Annotated in this window: 18 protein-coding genes; 6 read left to right on the forward strand and 12 right to left on the reverse strand. The window is 66.2% G+C overall.

The genetic code is table 11. The annotated features are described in order from the left end of the window. Positions 1–71 precede the first annotated feature (71 nt). Both KZ498_RS19975 and KZ498_RS19980 read left to right on the forward strand, forming a co-directional pair. The gene (locus tag KZ498_RS19975) at positions 72–620 is read left to right on the forward strand and encodes a hypothetical protein (protein ID WP_312621075.1); all 549 of its coding nucleotides are present in this window, start codon (positions 72–74) and stop codon (positions 618–620) included. A 95-nt stretch (positions 621–715) separates the two neighbouring features. Beyond that, positions 716–1,183, forward strand: a complete 468-nt coding sequence (locus tag KZ498_RS19980; protein ID WP_312621076.1) for a DUF5812 family protein — start codon at positions 716–718, stop codon at positions 1,181–1,183. Between the two features lie 18 nt (positions 1,184–1,201). On the opposite strand, the gene KZ498_RS19985 is transcribed toward KZ498_RS19980, so the two are convergent. Then, complete coding sequence (locus KZ498_RS19985; RefSeq protein ID WP_312621078.1) at positions 1,202–1,516, reverse strand: hypothetical protein; 315 nt, start codon at positions 1,514–1,516, stop codon at positions 1,202–1,204. 101 nt (positions 1,517–1,617) lie between these two features. Between KZ498_RS19985 and secF the strand changes: the two genes are divergently transcribed. Both secF and KZ498_RS19995 read left to right on the forward strand, forming a co-directional pair. After that, complete coding sequence (gene secF, locus KZ498_RS19990) at positions 1,618–2,478, forward strand: protein translocase subunit SecF (protein ID WP_312621080.1); 861 nt, start codon at positions 1,618–1,620, stop codon at positions 2,476–2,478. Then, positions 2,475–4,031, forward strand: a complete 1,557-nt coding sequence (locus KZ498_RS19995; protein WP_312621082.1) for a preprotein translocase subunit SecD — start codon at positions 2,475–2,477, stop codon at positions 4,029–4,031. Before secF ends, KZ498_RS19995 begins: the two co-directional genes overlap by 4 nt. Positions 4,032–4,513: 482 nt before the next feature. Here the strand turns inward: KZ498_RS19995 and rnhB are convergent, their stop codons facing one another. The 3 genes from rnhB to KZ498_RS20010 all read right to left on the reverse strand — a co-directional run bounded on the left by rnhB (position 4,514) and on the right by KZ498_RS20010 (position 7,660). Then, positions 4,514–5,149 carry a ribonuclease HII gene (rnhB, locus tag KZ498_RS20000; RefSeq protein ID WP_312621083.1) on the reverse strand — a complete coding sequence of 212 codons (636 nt, stop codon included), beginning with the start codon at positions 5,147–5,149 and terminating at the stop codon, positions 4,514–4,516. A 56-nt stretch (positions 5,150–5,205) separates the two neighbouring features. Beyond that, positions 5,206–6,483, reverse strand: coding sequence for a tRNA pseudouridine(54/55) synthase Pus10 (locus tag KZ498_RS20005; protein WP_312621085.1), 1,278 nt, complete (start codon positions 6,481–6,483; stop codon positions 5,206–5,208). Positions 6,484–6,550: 67 nt separating this feature from the next. Beyond that, positions 6,551–7,660 carry a mechanosensitive ion channel family protein gene (locus KZ498_RS20010; RefSeq protein WP_312621087.1) on the reverse strand — a complete coding sequence of 370 codons (1,110 nt, stop codon included), beginning with the start codon at positions 7,658–7,660 and terminating at the stop codon, positions 6,551–6,553. Between the two features lie 89 nt (positions 7,661–7,749). Here KZ498_RS20010 and KZ498_RS20015 point away from each other — a divergent pair, with 89 nt between their 5' ends. Further along, positions 7,750–8,562, forward strand: a complete 813-nt coding sequence (locus KZ498_RS20015) for an undecaprenyl-diphosphate phosphatase (protein ID WP_312621089.1) — start codon at positions 7,750–7,752, stop codon at positions 8,560–8,562. A 55-nt stretch (positions 8,563–8,617) separates the two neighbouring features. Further along, positions 8,618–9,484, forward strand: coding sequence for a CheF family chemotaxis protein (locus KZ498_RS20020; RefSeq protein ID WP_312621091.1), 867 nt, complete (start codon positions 8,618–8,620; stop codon positions 9,482–9,484). Between the two features lie 380 nt (positions 9,485–9,864). On the opposite strand, the gene KZ498_RS20025 is transcribed toward KZ498_RS20020, so the two are convergent. The 8 genes from KZ498_RS20025 to acs (KZ498_RS20060) all read right to left on the reverse strand — a co-directional run bounded on the left by KZ498_RS20025 (position 9,865) and on the right by acs (KZ498_RS20060) (position 19,038). After that, positions 9,865–10,089, reverse strand: a complete 225-nt coding sequence (locus KZ498_RS20025; protein ID WP_312621092.1) for a hypothetical protein — start codon at positions 10,087–10,089, stop codon at positions 9,865–9,867. Positions 10,090–10,299: 210 nt separating this feature from the next. Further along, a complete protein-coding gene (locus KZ498_RS20030; protein ID WP_312621093.1) occupies positions 10,300–10,518 on the reverse strand; it encodes a hypothetical protein in 219 nt (72 codons plus the stop codon). Positions 10,519–10,571: 53 nt separating this feature from the next. After that, entirely contained in the window at positions 10,572–11,045 is a 474-nt protein-coding gene (locus KZ498_RS20035; protein ID WP_312621095.1) for a universal stress protein, read from the reverse strand. 4 nt (positions 11,046–11,049) lie between these two features. Beyond that, the gene (locus KZ498_RS20040; protein ID WP_312621097.1) at positions 11,050–12,720 is read right to left on the reverse strand and encodes a sodium:solute symporter family transporter; all 1,671 of its coding nucleotides are present in this window, start codon (positions 12,718–12,720) and stop codon (positions 11,050–11,052) included. After that, entirely contained in the window at positions 12,717–13,151 is a 435-nt protein-coding gene (locus KZ498_RS20045) for a DUF4212 domain-containing protein (protein WP_312621099.1), read from the reverse strand. The genes KZ498_RS20040 and KZ498_RS20045 overlap by 4 nt, the downstream gene beginning before the upstream one ends. A 45-nt stretch (positions 13,152–13,196) precedes the next feature. Then, positions 13,197–15,191 carry an acetate--CoA ligase gene (acs, locus tag KZ498_RS20050; protein ID WP_312621101.1) on the reverse strand — a complete coding sequence of 665 codons (1,995 nt, stop codon included), beginning with the start codon at positions 15,189–15,191 and terminating at the stop codon, positions 13,197–13,199. Positions 15,192–15,261: 70 nt separating this feature from the next. Further along, entirely contained in the window at positions 15,262–16,953 is a 1,692-nt protein-coding gene (locus KZ498_RS20055; protein WP_312621103.1) for a bacterio-opsin activator domain-containing protein, read from the reverse strand. A gap of 141 nt (positions 16,954–17,094) precedes the next feature. Then, positions 17,095–19,038, reverse strand: a complete 1,944-nt coding sequence (gene acs, locus KZ498_RS20060; protein WP_312621105.1) for an acetate--CoA ligase — start codon at positions 19,036–19,038, stop codon at positions 17,095–17,097. Positions 19,039–19,136: the final 98 nt, after the last annotated feature.

Here is a 19,136-nt window from a genome sequence, read left to right on the forward strand (position 1 = left end):
CAGTGGACGAGTCCGCGTCCCGCTGGTCGGACAACACCGCGCTTAACCACGCGCTCGCCTAACCAACAGGTATGACAGACGCGACGGCAGAGCAGTCCGTCACAGCCGGCGACGACGGCGACCGGCCCGAACCGTACAACGGGCTCCCCGGCGCGTTCCCGTACGCGTTCCGGGCCAGCGACTCGATTCTGTTCAAGGCCTACGTCCCGGTCGCGCTGTTGCTGTCTGTGGCGATTACGCTCGTGTTCTCGTTCGGGCTGATAACGCAACTCGCCGAAACCGGGAGCGTCCGCGGCGGGACGTTCACCTTCTCGCGGAGCTTCTTCCTGTTCGTGGGACTGTTGCTGGTCGCGCCGCTTCTGGCTCCGGTGCTCTCCGTCGCACGCCGCCACCGACGGACCGAGTCCTCGGTGGGCTACGACCGCGGCCTCGCCATCTCCGCGTTCCTGTTTATCGGTTCGATATACCTCGCGCTGTTGACCTCGGCGCCGGCGGCGCTTCGCGAACCGACACAGAGCGCCGTCGTCGGGTTCTTCTACTCGCTGCCGCCGCTTGCCGGTGTCGTCCCGCCGCTGCTCGCGACGCTGGCGATGTATCTTACCCACCGGCTGCTGAAGTAGCGTCACAGAGCCGCGCCGAACACTCTCGCAAGGAGACATGACACGCCCGTTCCAGGGTCGAAACGGGCAAGAACGCCCGTCGCGAACCTATCCCTATGACATCGATTGAAGGGACATTCCTGGTCACGCACGCCGACGACGCGTCGGCGACGCTTCGGAACGTCGCGGACTCGCAAGTGCTCACACTGTCGGACAACCCCGGCGTCGAGACCGGCGAGGTAGTCGAGGGGACGGTCGAACCGGAGCCGCCGATGGAGGTCACCTACACCGTCACCGACGTCGCCGAGCGGCGACACATCCCCGTCGAGACGGTCGACCTCGCGCCGACGGCACAGACGACCGAGATTGCCGCCGACCAGACGCCGGGCGAGCTGACGACCGTCGAACGCGCCGGCGAGGGTGAGATACACGTCCTGACGGTCCCGGAAGACGAGACGGCCGAGGCCGCGGCCGAGGTCGTCGAGGACGAGGCCACCGTCTCGCGGGCGGCCAGGCTCGGCGTCGACCGCGTCGAGGTCCGGACGACCGATGGCGTCGTCAGCGTGCGCTACCTGCCGGACTGACGCCTGCGCGCAGACACACTACTCGGTCGGTCCGGCCGCGCTCTGGACCTGCCAGCCGCCGGCGACGCCACAGGCCCCGCGCTCGGTGTACACGAACGCGGTGTCCTCGGTCACTCGGGACCCACCCTCGACGGATTCGACCCGCAGCGGGAAATCAAGCGTGTCGCCACAGCAGCCGACGCCGACGAACTCCGTCCACACGTCGCCCGGCGCGGCCGTGTCGTGTGTCTTCCGGAGGTACGCGCGGAACGGCGAGCCGTCGATCTTGTCGCGGCCCCAGCCACTGAGGTCCGCCGGATACGAGAGTTCGACCCGTGTTGCGCTTTCTACCATAGCCAGATATACGTGACACACCGCTATAGCTGTACGGCACGGCGGATGTCAGCGGTAGCGATTGAGAAGGCTTATTCGCCCCCGTCTCACACCGTTCGGTCATGTTCGAGTTCGAGGTCCCGGAAGTCGATTACACCCAGTACTCGAACCGTCAACTGGTGGCGGTTCCGCTGGTGGTGCTCGGCCTGGCGCTTGCGGTGCTCGGTGGCTGGTATCTGGTCACCGGCGCGCCGGTCTCTCCGAGCATCGACTTCACGGGCGGTTCGGAACTCACCGTCGAGTCGTCCCTCTCACAGGCGGAGCTCAGGGCCGCGTTCGACGAGCCAGTGGTCTCCGTCCAACAGGTCGAAGGTGAGAACCGCTACATCATCACGTTCGACTCGTCGAACCTGGAGCCCATCGAGGAAACCGCGCGGTCGAGCGACCAGATGGAGTTCCTCGGCAGCGGGACGACCTCGCCGATATTCGGCCAGGAGAACCAGCGGCTGGCGGTCGTCGGCATCGGCGTCGCCTTCCTCGGGATGAGCCTGCTCGTCTTTGCGATGTTCCGGACGATTGTCCCGAGTGTCGCGGTCGTCCTCTCGGCGTTTTCCGACCTTGTCATCCCGCTGGCGGTGATGAACCTCCTGGGAATCAAGCTCTCTCTCGGGACCGTCGCCGCCCTCCTGATGCTGATCGGTTACAGCGTCGACTCCGATATCCTGTTGAACAACCACGTCCTCCGGCGGTCCGGCGGGTTCTACGAGTCGACGTACCGCGCGATGCGGACCGGTGTGACGATGACGCTGACGTCGATGGCGGCGATGGCGGTGATGGCGATCTCGGCGACGATATTCGGTATCGAACTGATGGCGTCTATCGGGTTCGTTCTCGTCGTGGGACTGGCGGCCGACCTGATGAACACCTACATGCTCAACGTCACGCTGCTTCGCTGGTACAAGTACGAGGGGGTCAACCGATGAGCACACTCAAAGAGAACTGGCGCGTCGTTGCGCTCGTCACGCTGTTGCTACTCAGCGCCGTCGCGCTGTTCATCCCCGGCGTTCCGCCAGGGACCTCCGGCTCCGAAGGGGCCGGGGCCGCGAACCAGTCGACGAACCTCCAGTACGGTATCCAGCTCAGCGGCGGGACACGCATCCAGGCCCCCATCGTCGGTATCACTGCCGAGGGCGTCGAGGTCGCACCCGCGGACGAGGCCGACCTCGCCCAGTCTATGTCGGACCGGTTGGGCATCGATCCGATCGACGTGCGCGTCTCGAACCGGACCGAAACCGTCGAGGTGTTCTCGAACGACGTCAGCACCTCGGAGGTCGAGTCCGCGCTCGAAGCCGAGGGGTACGAGCCCAGCGAGGTCCGGCCCGGTGTCACGCGGGAAACCCGGGAGAACATGGTGTCGGTCATCGACGACAAACTGCGCGAATCGGCGCTGACGGGGGGCTCCGTCCAGCAGGTCAGCTCGCCGGGCGGTCGGAGCTTCATCAGCGTCACGGCTCCGGACAGGGGCCGCGAGGAACTCATCGGCCTGCTCGAAGAACGCGGTGTCGTCCGGGTGTACGCCGTCCACGACAACACCGAGAACGGGTCCTACGTCCGCGAGGAGGTCCTCTCGCAGGGCGATTTCGCCGGCATCGGGTCGGCACAGCGAAGCGACACGCAGGGGACACACGTCCCGGTGACGGTCAAACAGAGCGTGGCCGAGCGCTACGCGAACGACATGGTCGAGGCCGGCTTCGGTGGCGGGTCGACCTGCCGCCGCTCGGACTACGACCACGAGAACCTCCAGAACACGGAGGCGAACTGCCTGGTGACGACGCTGAACGGCGAGCCGGTGTTCGTCGGCGGGGTCGACCCGGGACTGGGACAGTCCTACCAGAACGGTGACTTCGTCAACAACCCGCAGTTCATCATGCAGACCAGCAACATGTCCGAGGCGACGGAACTGGAACTCGCGCTGAAGGCCGGTCGGCTGCCGGCCCCGCTCAACTTCGACAGCGCCGAGAGCCAGACGCTGTCCTCCGCGCTCGCTCAGGAGTTCCAGCAGCGCTCGCTCCTGACGGGCATTCTCGCCGTCATCGCGGTGAGCCTGGTGGTGTATCTCCGGTACGGGCGTCCCGAGGTCGCCCTGCCGATGATCGTTACGGCCCTGTCTGAGGTGTTCATCCTCCTCGGGTTCGTCGCCTTCGTCCAGTACCCGCTGAACCTCTCGCACCTGGCCGGGTTCATCGCGGTCATCGGAACGGGGGTGGACGACCTCATCATCATCGCCGACGAGATCCTCCAGCAGGGGAAAGTCGAGACGGGCCGCGTGTTCCAGAGCCGCTTCCGCAAGGCGTTCTGGGTCATCGGTGCGGCCGCAGCGACGACTATCATGGCCATGAGCCCGCTGATGGTTCTCCCGCTGGGCGACCTCTCCGGGTTCGCCATCATCACCATCGTCGGCGTGCTGGTCGGCGTGCTGGTGACGCGCCCGGCCTACGGTGATATCCTCCGGAGCCTCGTGCTGGACGAGGACTGAGCGGCCCGTTCTCGCCCGCTTTTTCGTGGTCTATCGGTGCCAGTTATTTCCATGTGAAGAAGTACCAAATTCTTTTAGATTGACTTATTATCCCGCAGGTCCAAGCTACACATCCCGCCAGATGCGGGGAGACATCGGACGACGGGTCTCAGACTGTCCGAGCAGGACGGAACGGGACGCGTTGGGGGCAACAACCGAGCGGTCCGTCACACGACTCCGAGGTGAACGCTCCGAAGGAGAACCGAAACAGCCCACCGCCGGCCCGGCCGGCCGGACCGGTACGAAGGCCAACTACCGGATGTCACGTGAGTGGCGTTCGGGAACCCAGCACATCGACAAAACCCGGTGCAAGCCCGGGTAAAGCCTGAAAGGGCGAGGCCGGTGAAAGCCCGGCTACAGTCGGACACGTGCTGGAAGAGCCGTACGGGCTGTGGAAAACAGCTCCCGTCCGACTCCACACCGTCTCTGTCGGGTTTTATCGCTCAGAAATCACCCAGCGTCGCCTGTGACGCCGCCGTCAGCACGTCGTCACACGTCGACCACGAGCGGCGCGCACACGCCGGGAGTTCCCCGTGCCGGTCGACGTACTCCGCCAGGAACGCCCGCGTCGTCGAGTCGCTGGGGTAGCCCGACCCCACGTCGCCGTACTCCTGGGCCAGGTCCGCGACGTGTGCGTCGCGGGCCACCTTCGCGATAATCGAGGCCGCGCCGACCACTGGGTCCGTCTCGTCGGCCCCGTGTTCCGCCCGCACGGTCACGTCGGCGCCGACCGCGTCCGCGACCCGGCGACCGAACCGCGCCGCGTCGGTGTCGCCGGCGTCGACCGTCCCCGACAGGCCGTCTCGGGCCACTTCCGAGAGCGCCGCAGCCTGTGCGTCGACGGTCAGCGTGTTCATGTCCGTTCCGTCGGCGTCGATACGTTCGACCGGAATCTCGGCGACGCCGACGGCGTCGGCCGACTCCCGGATTTCGCCGGCCAGTCGCTCGCGGCGCTCCGGCCTGATGTCCTTCGAGTCGCCGATGCCATCGGGCAAAGCCGCCGGGTCGGCCCGGACGGCGGCGGCGAACATCGACCCCAGAACCGGCCCTTTTCCGGCCTCGTCGACGCCAAATTGCATGGCTGTCTCCTGGACGGCACTGCAAAAACAGCTTCCGGTTGAACTGTCCCGGCGCACTACTCCTTGAGATACTCGGCTTTCGCGAACGGCTCGTCCTCGCCCTGCACGTCGATTACGTCGAGTGCCGTCACCACAGCGTCGGTGTCGAGCAGGCCGGCCAGGCTCGGCTCCGTGCGGCCCTCGTCGCTGGAGACGAGTTCCTTCACGTACAGGCCGCCCTCGCCGTGGATGCGGAGTTCGGCGTGCCGGTCGTCGGTCAGTTCGCCCTCGGCGTCGTACACCGTCCGCGTCCGGGTGATGTCGGCCCGCCGGTGGGTGACCCGCTGGGGCGTCTCCTGCTGGATGGTGGTCCCGTCCAGTTCCGCCAGCGCGTCCTGCAGGGCGTCGGCGTCGACCGGCGCTCCGAACTCGACGTCCATCCGGTAGGTCTTCGAGGCGTCCAGTTCCTTGACGCGCTCGACCATCTCGTGGGTCGCCGGATGCAGGTCCGTCACCTCGACCTTGCCGTCGGCGAAGGCGTTGATATCGGCTTCGAGTTCCTCGGCATCCACGTTCCGGGTGCGCGGTTCCAGCACTTCGATGACGAACGGCCGGCCCGAATCGAGCATCCGGGCGTCGACGTCCTCGCGGCCGGCACCGTGGAACACCGCCTCCTCGCCGTCCATCGCCTCGCGGACGACGGGCGCGGACAGTTGCTCGACGCTCTCGTCGTAGCGGTAGCCGCTGCCGCCACAGCCGTCGCAGGGCTCGCCCTGCCACAGCCCGGTCCCGTTGCAGTCGTTGCAGGGCCACTTCGTCTGGGGGATGTCGCGTTCGAGCTTGCGGTAGCGGCCGTAGACGAACGCCGAATTGACGTGTGTCTCGACCGCATCCGTCGAGAGGTCGAGCGTGAGCTGGACTTCCGGGCGGCCAAACTCCACCTCGGCGCCGGTCAGGTCGCCGATTCGTTTGCCGACCTCGCGGTTGAGTTCGGTCTTCAGCGCCTCGCCGGCGTCGGGGGCAAGCCCCACGTCCTCCCGGAGCAGTTCGTCGTTTTCCTCGAGCAGCGGCGGCACCTTCGTCCCGACCTGGTAGGTGTCGAACTCGTAGCCACGAACGGCGCTTGCGGCCTGCTGGGCCCACCAGTCGAACCGATCACACTCGCCCTCACAGACCCAGCAGTCCTCGCCCGCCTCGAAGGGGTCGTCGTCCGCGAGTGCGACTGTCACCCGCAGGGCGTGGCCCCGTTCGGCGTTGGCCAGCCCGAAACTCCGGTCGGCGAAGAGTCGGCCGAGACAGGAATCACACAGCGGCCCGGTCGCAAGCGCCGCACGGGCGTCCTCGAGTATGGTCATTGCCTGAGCCGACGCGTCGCCCCCGTAACTGCGTTTCGACCTCTCCGTCGTGTTGGACCGCTCGCTGTCACTCGCCGGTCACACCGCCGTCCGCCGCCCCATTCGAGGACGACTGGCCGAACAGCTCGCCCGGACTCTCCTCGGTCGAGAGAGAGATGGACCGCTGGGGGAACGGGATCTCGATGTCCTCGGCCCGGAACCGCTTGTAGATCGCGCTGTTGAGTTCGTGGGTCGCACGGGCTGTCAGGGCCGGATTACCGACCCAGCACAGCAGTTCGAAGTCCAGCGCGGAGTCGCCGAACTCGCGGAACCGGACCCGCGGGTTCGGGCGGTCCTTGACGAGGTCCTCGGTCTCGGCGAGTTCCAGCAGGACCTCCTCGACCTGGTCGATGTCCGTTCCGTAGGCGACGCCGACAGGGACGCGGATTCGGCGCTTGCGTCTCGGCGTCGACTCGTTGATGATGGCGGCGTTGTTGAGCTTCGAGTTCGGGACGGTGACGAGGATGTCGTCGCGGGTGCGGATGACCGTCGAGCGGACGGAGATGTCCTCGACGCGACCGCGTTCGCCGGTCTCCAGCACGACGAAATCGCCGACCGCGTACGTGCCGTCGAGATACAGCGACAGCGAGCCAAAGAAGTTCGCCAGCGTGTCTCGTGCCGCCAGCCCGACGATGATGCCCATGATCCCCGCGGAGGCCAGCAGCGGCGTCACGTCGATGTCCCAGAGGACCAGCAAAAGCAAAACGCCACCGCCAGAGACGAGCGCGCTCCAGACGTTCTGGAGGATAGGAACCATCTGGCGGTCGATATACGCCGAATCCGTCGCGATGGCTGACGCCCGACGGCCGATACGCAGCAGCGTCACCATCCAGACGATGACGACAAGCGAGAGCGTCCCGGCTTCCAGCGAGACAGCGAGGGCCGGTCGGATATCGTAGATCTGAGCGCCGACGTACGCGCCGCCGAGACCGACCGTGACGTACACGGCGGTGTGGATTCCACGGAAGACGATATCGTCGACGTCGCCCTCGATGTGCGGTGTGACCCGTCTGAGCAGTCGGTCGCCGAAAACGCGGATGCCCAGCGCGAGCGCAATCCCGCTGCCGACGAGTACGAGAAACCCCTGCCAGGCCGGCAGCCCCGACAGCAGGTCCACCACACTGCTTCCCAGTTGCATACCCCCGCTTGGACACCGGCGCTATATATACTGTCACGTCGACGGGCCGAACCGAACGGCCTTTGTCCCGCGGCGTCCGCTCCGTGGGTATGAACCCGATTCTCGTCGCCATTCTGCTGGGCCTGCTGCAAGGGGTACTGGAGTGGATTCCGGTCTCGAGCGAGGGCGGCGTCGCGCTCGCGTCAACGGTGGTCACGGGCGTCTCGCCCGCCGCTGCGACCCGTCTCGCGCTCTTTCTCCACGCCGGGACGGCAGTTGCGGCGACGGCCTACTACCGCACCGAGGTCCGAACGATTCTGCGCTCTATTCGGGGCCTCTCCCGTCGCCCGTTCGCCGACGAGACGGCGGACCTCTCCTTTATTTTCATCGCGACGGCGGCGACCGCCGTCACTGGCCTCCCCGCGTACATGGCCCTCGATGCGGCCGTTTCGGAGCTAGAGGGTGGCCTCTTCCTGGCACTGGTCGGTGGGCTGCTCGTCGTCACCGGCCTGCTCCAGCGTTTCGCCGCGGCGCTGTCGCTGGGCGAGCGCGCGATTCCGGACTGGATCGATGCCGTCCTCGTCGGGGCGTTGCAGGGACTGGCCATCCTTCCCGGTGTCTCCCGGTCCGGGACGACGGTGAGTGCCCTGTTGCTCCGGGGCCACGAGGGCGAGTCGTCGCTCCGGCTCTCCTTTCTGCTGTCGATTCCGGCCGCGCTCGCCGCGAACGCGCTAGTCCTCGTCGACGACGGCGTGCCGGCAATCGAGCCGGTGCCGGCCGTCGTTGCGCTCGCCGTGAGCGCCATCGTCGGCTACCTCACTGTCGACGCGCTCGTTCGGCTGGTTCGGCAGGTCCCGTTCTGGGCGGTCTGTACGGTGTTTGGCGGTCTGGGTGTCGTGGGCGGGCTGCTGGTCGCGCTGTGAGAGCGGTGCTGGAACTTATTTATCCTTCGGCGTCAAATCTGTAATATCAGCGGCTATGAGTGGTGACGAACGCAAGCTAGTCGACACGTCGGGGGACTTCCAGTACGTCGTCCGCGACGGCGACCCCGTGGCCGACCCGCAGTGGCGGTCCTGTCGGCTCATCGTCACCAACAAGCGGCTCATTCTCGCGACGAACGGCTCGAAACAGCCGATTCCACATTCTACGATTAGCCTCCCGTCGGACCCGGAGGACCTGGTCCCCGACGGCGGCACCGGCGGCGCGACCGCCCTGGAGGTGGGCAACAACGTCCTCCTCGTGGATACGCCGAACATGGACGACTTCGAGACGGAGTACGTCCGTGCCACCCTGCAGGGCGAGGTCATCCTCGCGCGACGGCAGGCGGTCGTCGGCGGTGTCGTCCAGGAGGACGCGGAGTGGAGCAAGGCGCGGTTTCAACTGGACGACGACGTCATCCGCCTCCAGTTCCCCGGCGGCAAGAGCATGGCCTTCGAAATCGAGGACGTCGGGACCATCGAAACCGGGACCAGTACCGTGATGGGCCAGGAACGGGTGGTCATCGAGGTCGAACACACCGACGACCAGGACCGCAGCGTCGAAACCCACATCTCGGGGATGGACCACCACACGCGGGCGCTGAAGACGCTGTTCACCCGCGTCATCGAGGGCCGCGAGGACGATTACGAACTCTCGGAGATGGAGAGCCAGGTGCTGATGGCGCTGTATTCTGGCGTCTCCCCCTTCGAGATGTCCGACTTCGTCGGGACGACGCCCGACGAGGTCGAGGAGATCTATCAGACACTCCTCGATATCGGGGCTGTCGACGAGGTCCGGGTCCGCACCGAGGTCGCGCTGAATGCCCAGGGGCGGAATATGGCGAGTGAAGCGATGAGTGAGAAGTAGAGAGGGGCGCGACCGCAGGGAGCGGCCCTCGGACCGCGAGCGGGGAGCAACGCGACCCGCGAGCAGTAGCGTGGCGCGCCGCGCCACAGAACGAACGGCGAAGCCGTGAGTAGAGAGGGGCGCGACCGCAGGGAGCGGCCCTCAGACAGCGAACGGGGAGCGATAGCGACCCGTGAGCAGTAGCGAGCCCCTCCGCGCCACCGCAACCACGCTTCGCTACAACTCCAGAAAAAACAGGCAGAGAACGAAAGCGACTCGCGAACTGCGTGGCGCTACCGGCCAGCACGTCCGAACCGACTCACAGCAACGCGTTCCCCGCACCGGCATACGGCCTATGCGGTATTGCCCACGGGGTTCTGACTCCGCGCGTCTCTCGCCGGTTACTCACCCAGGAACTCGACGTCCTCGGCCTCCGTCACCGACACCCCTTCCGGTAGTTCGGACTCCGGGACCGGCGTCAGGGTGATGACGTCGCCCACCTCCGTCTGGACCCACTCCTGTCCCGTCGCCTTGCTCCAGTCGTGTGGTTCCCAGAGCCCCGACTCGAAGCGCATCCAGATGTCGAGACCACTGTAGTACTCTCCCGTTGAACTTTGGTATATCATTGCTGACTCCACACTATCCGCTGCCGTCGAACAAGTCAATGCATCTACATGGTATTATTACTACCGACGGGACCGAAATTCGCCGGACTTGAGTGGGGAAGGGGTGCCTGGATAGCCAGGTGGCAGCGGTTCGGGTCTGGCGTGAGTTTATCGCACCCGGCCGTATCAACCAGCGGCGAACTGTAATCCAGCGGAAAAACCGAGGCCGACCTACTGTTGCTGTTGCATCGCCAGCTCAAGCGACCAGAAGAAGCCGTAGTACGCGACGACGCCGGCGGCGAGCGTCAGGTAGTAGGCCCACTGGGGAGCCGACAGCAGGTCGAAGATGACGCTCACGGCGGTCACCCAGGCGATGGCGAACACGAGGTCGACGAACATGCCCCGCTTGTGGTCGCGCACGTGGTCACGGAGCGTGTCGACGACGCTCATCGGCGGCCCCGCGTCGCCTGTGACGGTCGTGGTCGAGTCAGTCCCATGCTAGGTCACTCTTCGATCTCTGTCTCGCCGTGGACGTCGACGACGAGCACCGGCAGCCGCGTCCGGCGTAGCACTTTCTCCGTGACGCTGCCGAGGATGACGCGCTTGAGGCCCGACCGGCCGTGAGACCCCATCACGACGAGGTCGATGTCGTTGTCCTCGACGAACTTCCGGATGGCGCGGGCCGGTTCGCCGGCGGTGATGTGCTCTTGCACGTCGACACCGTGTTCGGCGGCGCGGTCGCGGACGTAGCCGGTGGCTTCGTCGGCGTCTTCCTTTATGTCGGTCATCTCCGCCAGGTTCCCCTGTCGAATGCGGTCGACCTGCTCTGTCCCCAGCGAGTAGCTGGTGGCGTCGACGTCGACGACGTACAGCGCGTGAACCGTCGCGCCGTACTTCGAGGCGATGTCTACTGCCTGGTCGACCGCGTTCTCGGCGGTTTCGCTGCCGTCGGTCGGAACGAGGATGTTGTCGTACATTGGTTTAGTCGTCCGCGGGGGTGCCGCCGCCGGTGCTGTCGCCGACGACGTCTGCGGCGGTCTCCTGTTGCCCCATCGGTTCGGGGCTGTGACACTGTCGAACCATCTTCTTCGTCTCCAGGGGCGGCTCTGGCGTCGCCAGCGAGACGGCGATGGTGACGATGAACACGAGCGGCGTCCCGACCAGCGCAGCGCCGATTGGCGGGACGTACTGGGCGTATATCGGAACGAGCGCCCCGCCCTCGCCGGCGACCGCCTCGAGCGCCCCGATGTAGTTCGGCAGGACGCTGTTGATAATCGAGGTAATCCAGATGAGCAGGCCGAGCACCATCCCGGCCAGCGCGCCCTGGCGGTTCGTGTTCTCCCACCAGAGGCCGAGGAAGAACATCGGGAACAGGACGACGCCGGCCAGCGAGAACGCGTAGGCGACCAGTTCGCCGATGAGCGCCGGTGGGTTGAACGCGGTCACCGTCACCAGCGCGCCCATGCCGATAATCGTCCCGCGACCGATGAGCACCTGCTGGCGCTGGGTGGCGTCGGGGTTGATAAGCTCGGTGTAGATGTCGTGTGCGACCGCAGAGGAGGCCGTGATGAACAGCCCGGCGGTCGTTGCGATGGCCGCGGCCATCGCACCGGCTGCGACGAGACCGACGAACCACGTCGGGAGATTGGCGAACTGCGCGGCGAGCACGACGATCACGTCACCCTCAGCGCCGGACATGCCGCCCTCCGCGGCGTAGGCGCTCGCGCCGGTCGTCGCCTGGAAGAGGTCGACGCCGAAGGCCGCCATCGCGGGGGCAGCCCAGTACAGCAGGAGGATGAAGAACAGCCCCCACACGCAGGACCAGCGGGCGACGCGTTCGCTTCTGACCGTGTAGAACCGGACGAGAACGTGCGGGAGGCCACAGGTCCCGACGATGAGCGAGAACGCCGTCGCGATCCAGAGGTAGAACGGCTGGTTCACGAACGGCGCGGAGAACTCGCGCCCGAGGTCGGCGATGAGCGCGCCGTACTCGACCTGTGGGAGCACCGTCGAGTACCCCTGTGAGAAGCCGACGACGTACACGCCGGCGAGGAACGCGATGATGAGGATCGTGTACTGGACGGCCATGTTCTTGGTCGCGCCCAGCATCCCCGAGAGCGCGAGGTAGCCGACGGTGATCGTCATCATCACGACGATCATGGGGATGATGTCCAGCCCGAAGACGTACTGGCCGACCAGCCCCATGCCGCGGGCCTGGCCGACGGAGTAGACGTACGCGATGAGCAGCGTGGTAAACGCCGCCAGCGCGCGGGCGGTCGGCGAGTTGAACCGGTCGCCGACGAAGTCCGGCGCGGTGTACTTCCCGAAGCGGCGCATCTGCGCCGCCAGGAAGATGAGCAGGATGAAGTAGCCGGTCGTCCAGCCGACGATGAACGCCAGGCCGTAGAAGCCAGACAGCGCGACCAGTCCGGCCAGCCCCAGATACGAGGCGGCGGACATCCAGTTCGCGCCGATGGCCATCCCGTTCTCGATGTTCCCGATGCCGCGGCCGGCGACCCACATCCCCTCGGTGTCGGCCACCTTGAAGACGTAGCCGATGACGAGGAACGAGGCCATCATCAGGAAGACGATGATCGCCGGGACGAGTTTGAACGAGATGTCCAGCGCCTCGGCCTGTAGCGGGACCGTCACTGCTCGACACCTCCGTCAGTGGCCGTTGCTTCGCTCCCCTCCGGAGCCGCGTTCCCGGCCGTCTCGGGATTGATACCGTACTTCTGGTCGAGTCGGTCCCGGTAGCGCGTGTAGACGACCGCCAGGATGAGCGCACCCGTCGGCGCGCCGAGCGAGACGAGGAAGTAGTGCAGCGGGAAGCCGAGCATCGGCATCTGCACAGTCATCATCTCCGGCGCGATAACGGTCATCGTCACCGGCCCGAACACGACCAGGGCCCAGAGCACGAAACTGCTCCAGATGATCTTCAGGTGGTCGCGCATGAACGGCGTGCTCGGCCGTAACAGGTTCACCTCCCTGTCGAGGTAGTTGATATCTTCGTGGGCGGCCTCCGTACCGCCGTCTGGTTGGATAGTTGACTTTTCTCGGTCCGCAGGTGTGTCTCTTGACATGGGTTTGTAAGCTTGAAAATTCGTGGTGCTGTTCGCCGCTACGGCTCAGTCACCCTGGACCTTGGTCGCGATATCACTGACGACGTCAGGGTTTCGCAGCGTGCTCGTATCGCCCAGCTCCTCGCCGTTGGCGATGTCTTCCAGCAGGCGGCGCATGATCTTCCCGGAGCGGGTCTTCGGAAGCTCGGGTGTGAAGATGACCGCTTCCGGCCGCGCGATCGGTCCGATAGCGTCCTCGACGCCGTCGATAATCGCGCTGCGGAGTTCGTCGGTCTCTTCGTAGCCGTCCTCGGTGATGACATAGGCGTACACTGCCTCGCCCTTGATGTCGTGGTCGCCACCGACGACGGCGGCTTCGGCGACGCCTTCCACGCCGACGATGGCGCTCTCGATTTCCATCGTCCCCAGGCGGTGGCCCGAGACGTTGATCACGTCGTCGACCCGTCCCAGTACGGTGATGTAGCCGTCATCGTCGATTTTCGCCCCGTCCTCGGGGAAGTACACCCAGTCGTCGGAGTCGTCGCTGTCGGTGTCGGAGTACTCGGCCCAGTACTCGTCGATGAACCGTTCGTCGTTCTTGTACAGCGTCCGGAGCATGCCGGGCCACGGTTTGTCGACCGTCAGGTAGCCGGCGCGGCCGGGCTGTACCTCCTCGCCCTCGGTGTCGACGATGCGGACGTCGTTGCCCGGCAGCGGCGGCCCGGCCGACCCGGGTTTCATGTCCTTGATGCCCGGTAGCGTCGTTATCATCATGCCGCCGGTCTCGGTCTGCCACCAGGTGTCGACGACCGGACACTCCTCGTTGCCGATGTGTTTGTAGTACCACTTCCAGGCGCGGGGGTTGATGGGTTCGCCGACGGTGCCCAGCAGGCGCAGGCTGGAGAGGTCGTGTTGCTCGGGGTACTGCTTGCCCCACTTCATGAACGCGCGGATGGCTGTCGGTGCGGTGTACAGCTGGTCGGCCTCGTACTCCTCGACGATGTCCCAGAGGCGGTCCTTGTCGGGGTAGTCCGGCGTCCCCTCGTACATCATCGTCGTGGTCCCGAGCGCGAGCGGGCCGTAGACGATGTAGGAGTGGCCGGTAATCCAGCCGATGTCGGCCGAACAGAAGTACGTGTCCTCGGGTTTGATATCGAGCACCGCCTGGGATGTCCAGGCCGCCCACGCGAGGTAGCCGGCGGTGGAGTGTTTGACGCCCTTCGGCTTCCCGGTGGTCCCGGAGGTGTACATGAGAAACAGCATGTCCTCGGCGTCGCGGTCGACCGGTTCGACCGTCTCGCCCTCGTTGTCGGCGACGACGTCCCCGAAGGCGACCTGGTTGTCCGCGTAGTCGTGGTCGAAGCCGTCGCCGTCCATCAGCCGCTCGGCGACGATGGCGCGTTCGACCTCGTGGTCGACGCCGCCCAGCCCCTCGTTGGCTTTGTCGAGGTGGTCGAGCGGGTCGCCCCGTCGGTAGTAGCCGTCGCAGGTGACCAGGTACTCCGAGTCGGCGGAGTTCATCCGCGTCGCGAGCGCGTCCGCGGAGAAGCCGGCGAACACGACGGAGTGGGGCGCGCCGATGCGAGCGCAGGCCAGCATGGCGATCGGCAGCTGCGGGATCATCGGCATGTACATCGTCACGACGTCGTCCTCACCGACGCCCATCTCCTGCAGGCCGGCCGCGAACTCGTTGACCTTCCGGTGGAGTTCCTCGTAGGTGTAGGTGATGTTGTCTTCCTCGACTGGCTCGCCCACCCATTCGATAGCGGCTTCGTCGCCGCGCTCCTCGAGGTGTCGGTCGAGGCAGTTCGCCGACGCGTTCAGTGTGCCGTCGGTGAACCACTCGTAGAACGGCGGGTTCGAGTCGTCGAGCACCTGGTCGTAGTCTTCCTCCCAGTCGAGGAGCTCGGCGGCCCCCTCCCAGCACTCCGGCCAGTTCTCCTCGAACTCCTCGTAGATACCCTCGTCCGTGACGTTCGCCTGCTCGACGAACGACTCCGGGGGCTCGAAAACCTCCTGCTCTTCGAGCCGCGCTTCGAGTTGGACATCTTCATCTGACATGGTCTATCATCGATATTTCACAGCGGCCATATAAACGGGGGGTCTAACTACCATAACATGAAACGGGGTTTCAGTTGCCGGCCGGCCGCCGCGGCTCCGTCGGCCTGTCGTCGAAAAACGCGGTCAGGACCTTCTGTTGGGCCTTCCTGAGGTGGTTGTGTAACGTCGGCGACGAGACGTCGAGCGAGTCCGCGAGCTCCTCGGCGGTCGACCCGCGGGGCCACTCGAAGTAGCCGCTGTGGTAGGCCGCCTGGAGGACCGTCTCCTGCCGGTCTGAGAGGGTATCGGTCAGCCTGTCGCGGAACCCGGTGTCCGTCTCGGCCGGCCGCTCGGTCTCTCGTTTCGCCGCTAACGAGGTCTCGGGGTAGGCGTCGGTGACGGCGGTGACCGTCGGTCTGATGTCGGCCTCGCTGGGGAGTTCGACCGCGATAGTCGATACGCCGTCGGTGGCTGTCACAGAGCTGATTCGGCCCCCGCTCTCGACCAGTCGGAGCGCCGGCGTGTCGGTCACGACGACTTCCAGTAGTGCGCCGTCGCTGTGCTCTTCGAGAAGTCTGGCGTCGGTCACACCGTCGTCGGCGTCCGCATACGACAGTATCGCGTCGGCCGAGGCACCGTCGACCATCAGGTAGTACAGGAGCGACTGGCCCGTGACGGGAACGACGCCGGACAGCTCGACCGTACACTGTAACGCCCCGGACACCCCAGCGGTGAAGGTCCGCTCGTCCGCACAGTGGAACTCCAGTTCGGTCACGGTGTCGGCAAGCAGGAGGCGCTTGCGTTCGGCGGCGACCTGTGCGTGGCCGACCTGGACGCCGAGCGCGGACAGGACGGCGCGGTCCGCGTCGGTGACCCCCTCGCTGGTCCCGATCCCGATGACACCGGACACGGCGTTCTCTCTGACGAGCGGGACCAGCGCGACAGGGCCGGTGCTGTCGTCGACGACGCGAACGTCACCCACCTCGAGCGGGGCGGTGACCGACTCGACGTGGTCGTCGATCTGTCGCTCGACGACCGTTTCGCCGACTGCTGCCGTCGCACGCGGCGTCAGCCCGTCACCCGTACGCTCGGCGAGCCAGGCGAACTCGAAGCCCGCTGTCCCCGTCAGGTGGTTACAGACCGTCGCCGCAACCGTTTCCCCGGTCCCAGCAGCCGCAAGCGCCTCACTGACCGTCGTTATCCAGTCGACTGGTCGCTGGGGCCCGCTTGGGGCTGCCCGCCCGCCGGACTCGCCAACGGTCGCGACGATGGTTTCGCGGTCCGGGTCGTCGAGCAGGGGGTCGAGCCGGTCGAGGCGGTCCCAGCCGCCGAGCGTGCAGACGACGTCCGGCGGGACGCCGTCGTCCAGCAGGCTCGCCGCGAACCGCCATCGGAGGTCGCGCGAGGAGACCTCACGCAGGTGTGGCACCGCGTCGGCGGCGCGGTCGGCTACCTCGCTGACGAGCATCTGGAGGCGTCGCGCGGAGACCGAAAAGAGCGGCTCGTCGTCGGCGTTTCCGGCCGCGTTGGCGTATTTCCGCATGTCGTGTTCGACCGAATCCGGGAGGTACGTCTCGCGTGCAACGTCGCCGTCCTCCCGAACGGAAAGCAGGCGGTGGCCCTCGAACTCGGTGATGTCGGCAAGCCGCACGGCCGTCATCTCCGCCGGCCGGAGCCCGACTTCCGCGCCGAGCCGGAGCACGAGGTCGGACCGGTGTGTCTCGGCCGCGCGCCGGAGCTGTTCGTACCCTCGTTCACCGATGCGGTCCGCTGCGCCGTCCATATATTTCGAAAATTCACAGAATAGCGAAATAAGCGTTAGGGTCTATACAGCGATTCATACGAGTTAGTGAGATAGGACAACTGCCTTAACCACAACCACGCCGCCGATTGATTTCGGACCTATAGAAAAATGCGAAACCGCTCACTCTCTCCTCGTGGTCGACTGGATCTCGCCGAGGATTTCCGGGTTGCGCAGCGCGCTGGTGTCGCCCAGCTCCTCGTCGTTTGCCACTGCCGTCAGCAGGCGGCGCATAACCTTGCCCGAGCGCGTCTTCGGGAGGTCGGGCGTGAACACGATCTCCTTGGGGCGGGCGATGCCGCCGATGGCGTCGACGATGGCCGCTTCGATGGCCGTCCGGAGTTCGCTCTCGGTGTAGCCGTCCTCCGGGGAGGCAAAGGCGTACACCGCCGTCCCGGTCGTCTCGTCGTCGGCACCGACGACGGCGGCCTCGGCGACGCCGGTGACGCCGGCGACCGTCGACTCCAGTTCCTTGGTGCTGAACCGCCGGCCGGCGACGTTGATCGCGTCGTCGATCCGACCGAGGAACGTGATGTAGCCGTCGTCGTCGACCGAGACGCTGTCCTCCGGGTAGTACCGCCACTCCTCGGCGCTGTCCGGGACGCTGCCCCAGTCCGTTCCGTCGAGCAGCGCGCGCGGCATCCCCGGCCAGGGGCGCGTCACGACGAGTTCGCCGGCCGTGTCCGGCCCGACCGCCGCACTTGCGCGGTCGACGACGGACGCCTCGATGCCCGGCAGCGGCGTTCCAGCGGCTCCAGGCTTCATATCGTCGACACCGGGCAGGGTCGATACGAGTACCGCGCCGGTCTCAGTCTGCCACCAGGTGTCGACGATGGGGCACTCGCCGCCGCCGATGTGTTCGCGATACCACTCCCAGGCGCGGGCGTCCATCGGCTCGCCGACGGTGCCCAGCAGGCGCAGGCTGGAGAGGTCGTGTTGCTCGGGGTATTCCTCGCCCCACTTCATGAACGCCCGGACGGCCGTCGGCGCGGTGTAGAACACGTCGACGGCGTACTTCTCGATGAGTTCCCACAGCCGGTCCTTCTCGGGGTGGTCCGCCGTGCCGTTGTACAGTACTGTCGTGGTCCCGAGCGCGAGCGGGCCATAGACGATGTAGGAGTGCCCGGTGATCCAGCCGATGTCGGCCGAACACCAGTAGGTGTCTTCGGGCTTGATATCAAGGACCGACCGGGCGGTCCAGGCGACGTGTGCGAGGTACCCGCCCGTCGTGTGTGTGACCGCCTTGGGTTCGCCAGTCGTCCCCGACGTGTAGATGCGAAAGAGCGGGTCGTCGGCCGCCCGCGGGACGGGCTCGACTTCGGCCCCCTCGTGGGCCGCCAGCAGGTCGTGATAGTCGTCGTAGTCGTCGCCTAAATGCACGTCGCGGCCCAGCCGGTCGAGTACGACGACCGACACGTCGTGGTCGACGGCGATGCGCGCGTTGTCGGCCTTGTTCTTCTGTGCGACGGCGCTGCCGCGGCGGTAGTACCCGTCACAGGTGATGAGGTACTCCGACTCGGCCCGCTCCATGCGCGTCGCCAGTGCGTCCGCGGAGAACCCGGCGAAGACGACGTTGTGTGGCACGCCCAGCCGTGCACAGGCCAGCATCGCGACCGGGAGTTCGGGGACCATCGGCAGGTACAGCGTCACCACGTCGTCGGGCCCGACGCCACGGTCCCGCAGCGCCGCGGCGAAGGCGTTGACTTCCCGGTACAGTTCGAGGTAGGTGTAGGTTCGGGACTCGCTGAGATGCCCCTCCCAGACCAGCGCGAGCTGGTTCTTCCGCTGGGGGAGGTGCCGGTCGAGACAGTTGTAGGCGGCGTTTAACCGGCCACCCGGGTACCACTCGAACGGCGGGCCGTCCGTTCCGCGGAAAACGGTTTCGTACGGTGTCTCCCAGTCGAGCAACTCGGCGGCCTCGCGCCAGCAATCGGGCCACTCCCGTTCGAAGCGGTCGTAGACAGCCGGGTCCGTTACGTTCGCCTGCTCGACGAACCAGTCCGGCGGTTCGACTGTCTCTCGCCCCGTGTGGGACTGGTCCCGACTCGGATCGTCGCCCCGTGTCATCAATTGACAGTACGCCGGCGCACTCAAAAACCTCCTAGCTAATTGTGTATAATTCCGATGTGACGGGACCGGAATCGACTCTGGCGGCCGTTCTCACG

The sequence above is a fragment of the Haloarcula sp. 1CSR25-25 genome (assembly GCF_032027985.1).
Taxonomy (GTDB): Archaea; Halobacteriota; Halobacteria; order Halobacteriales; family Haloarculaceae; genus Haloarcula.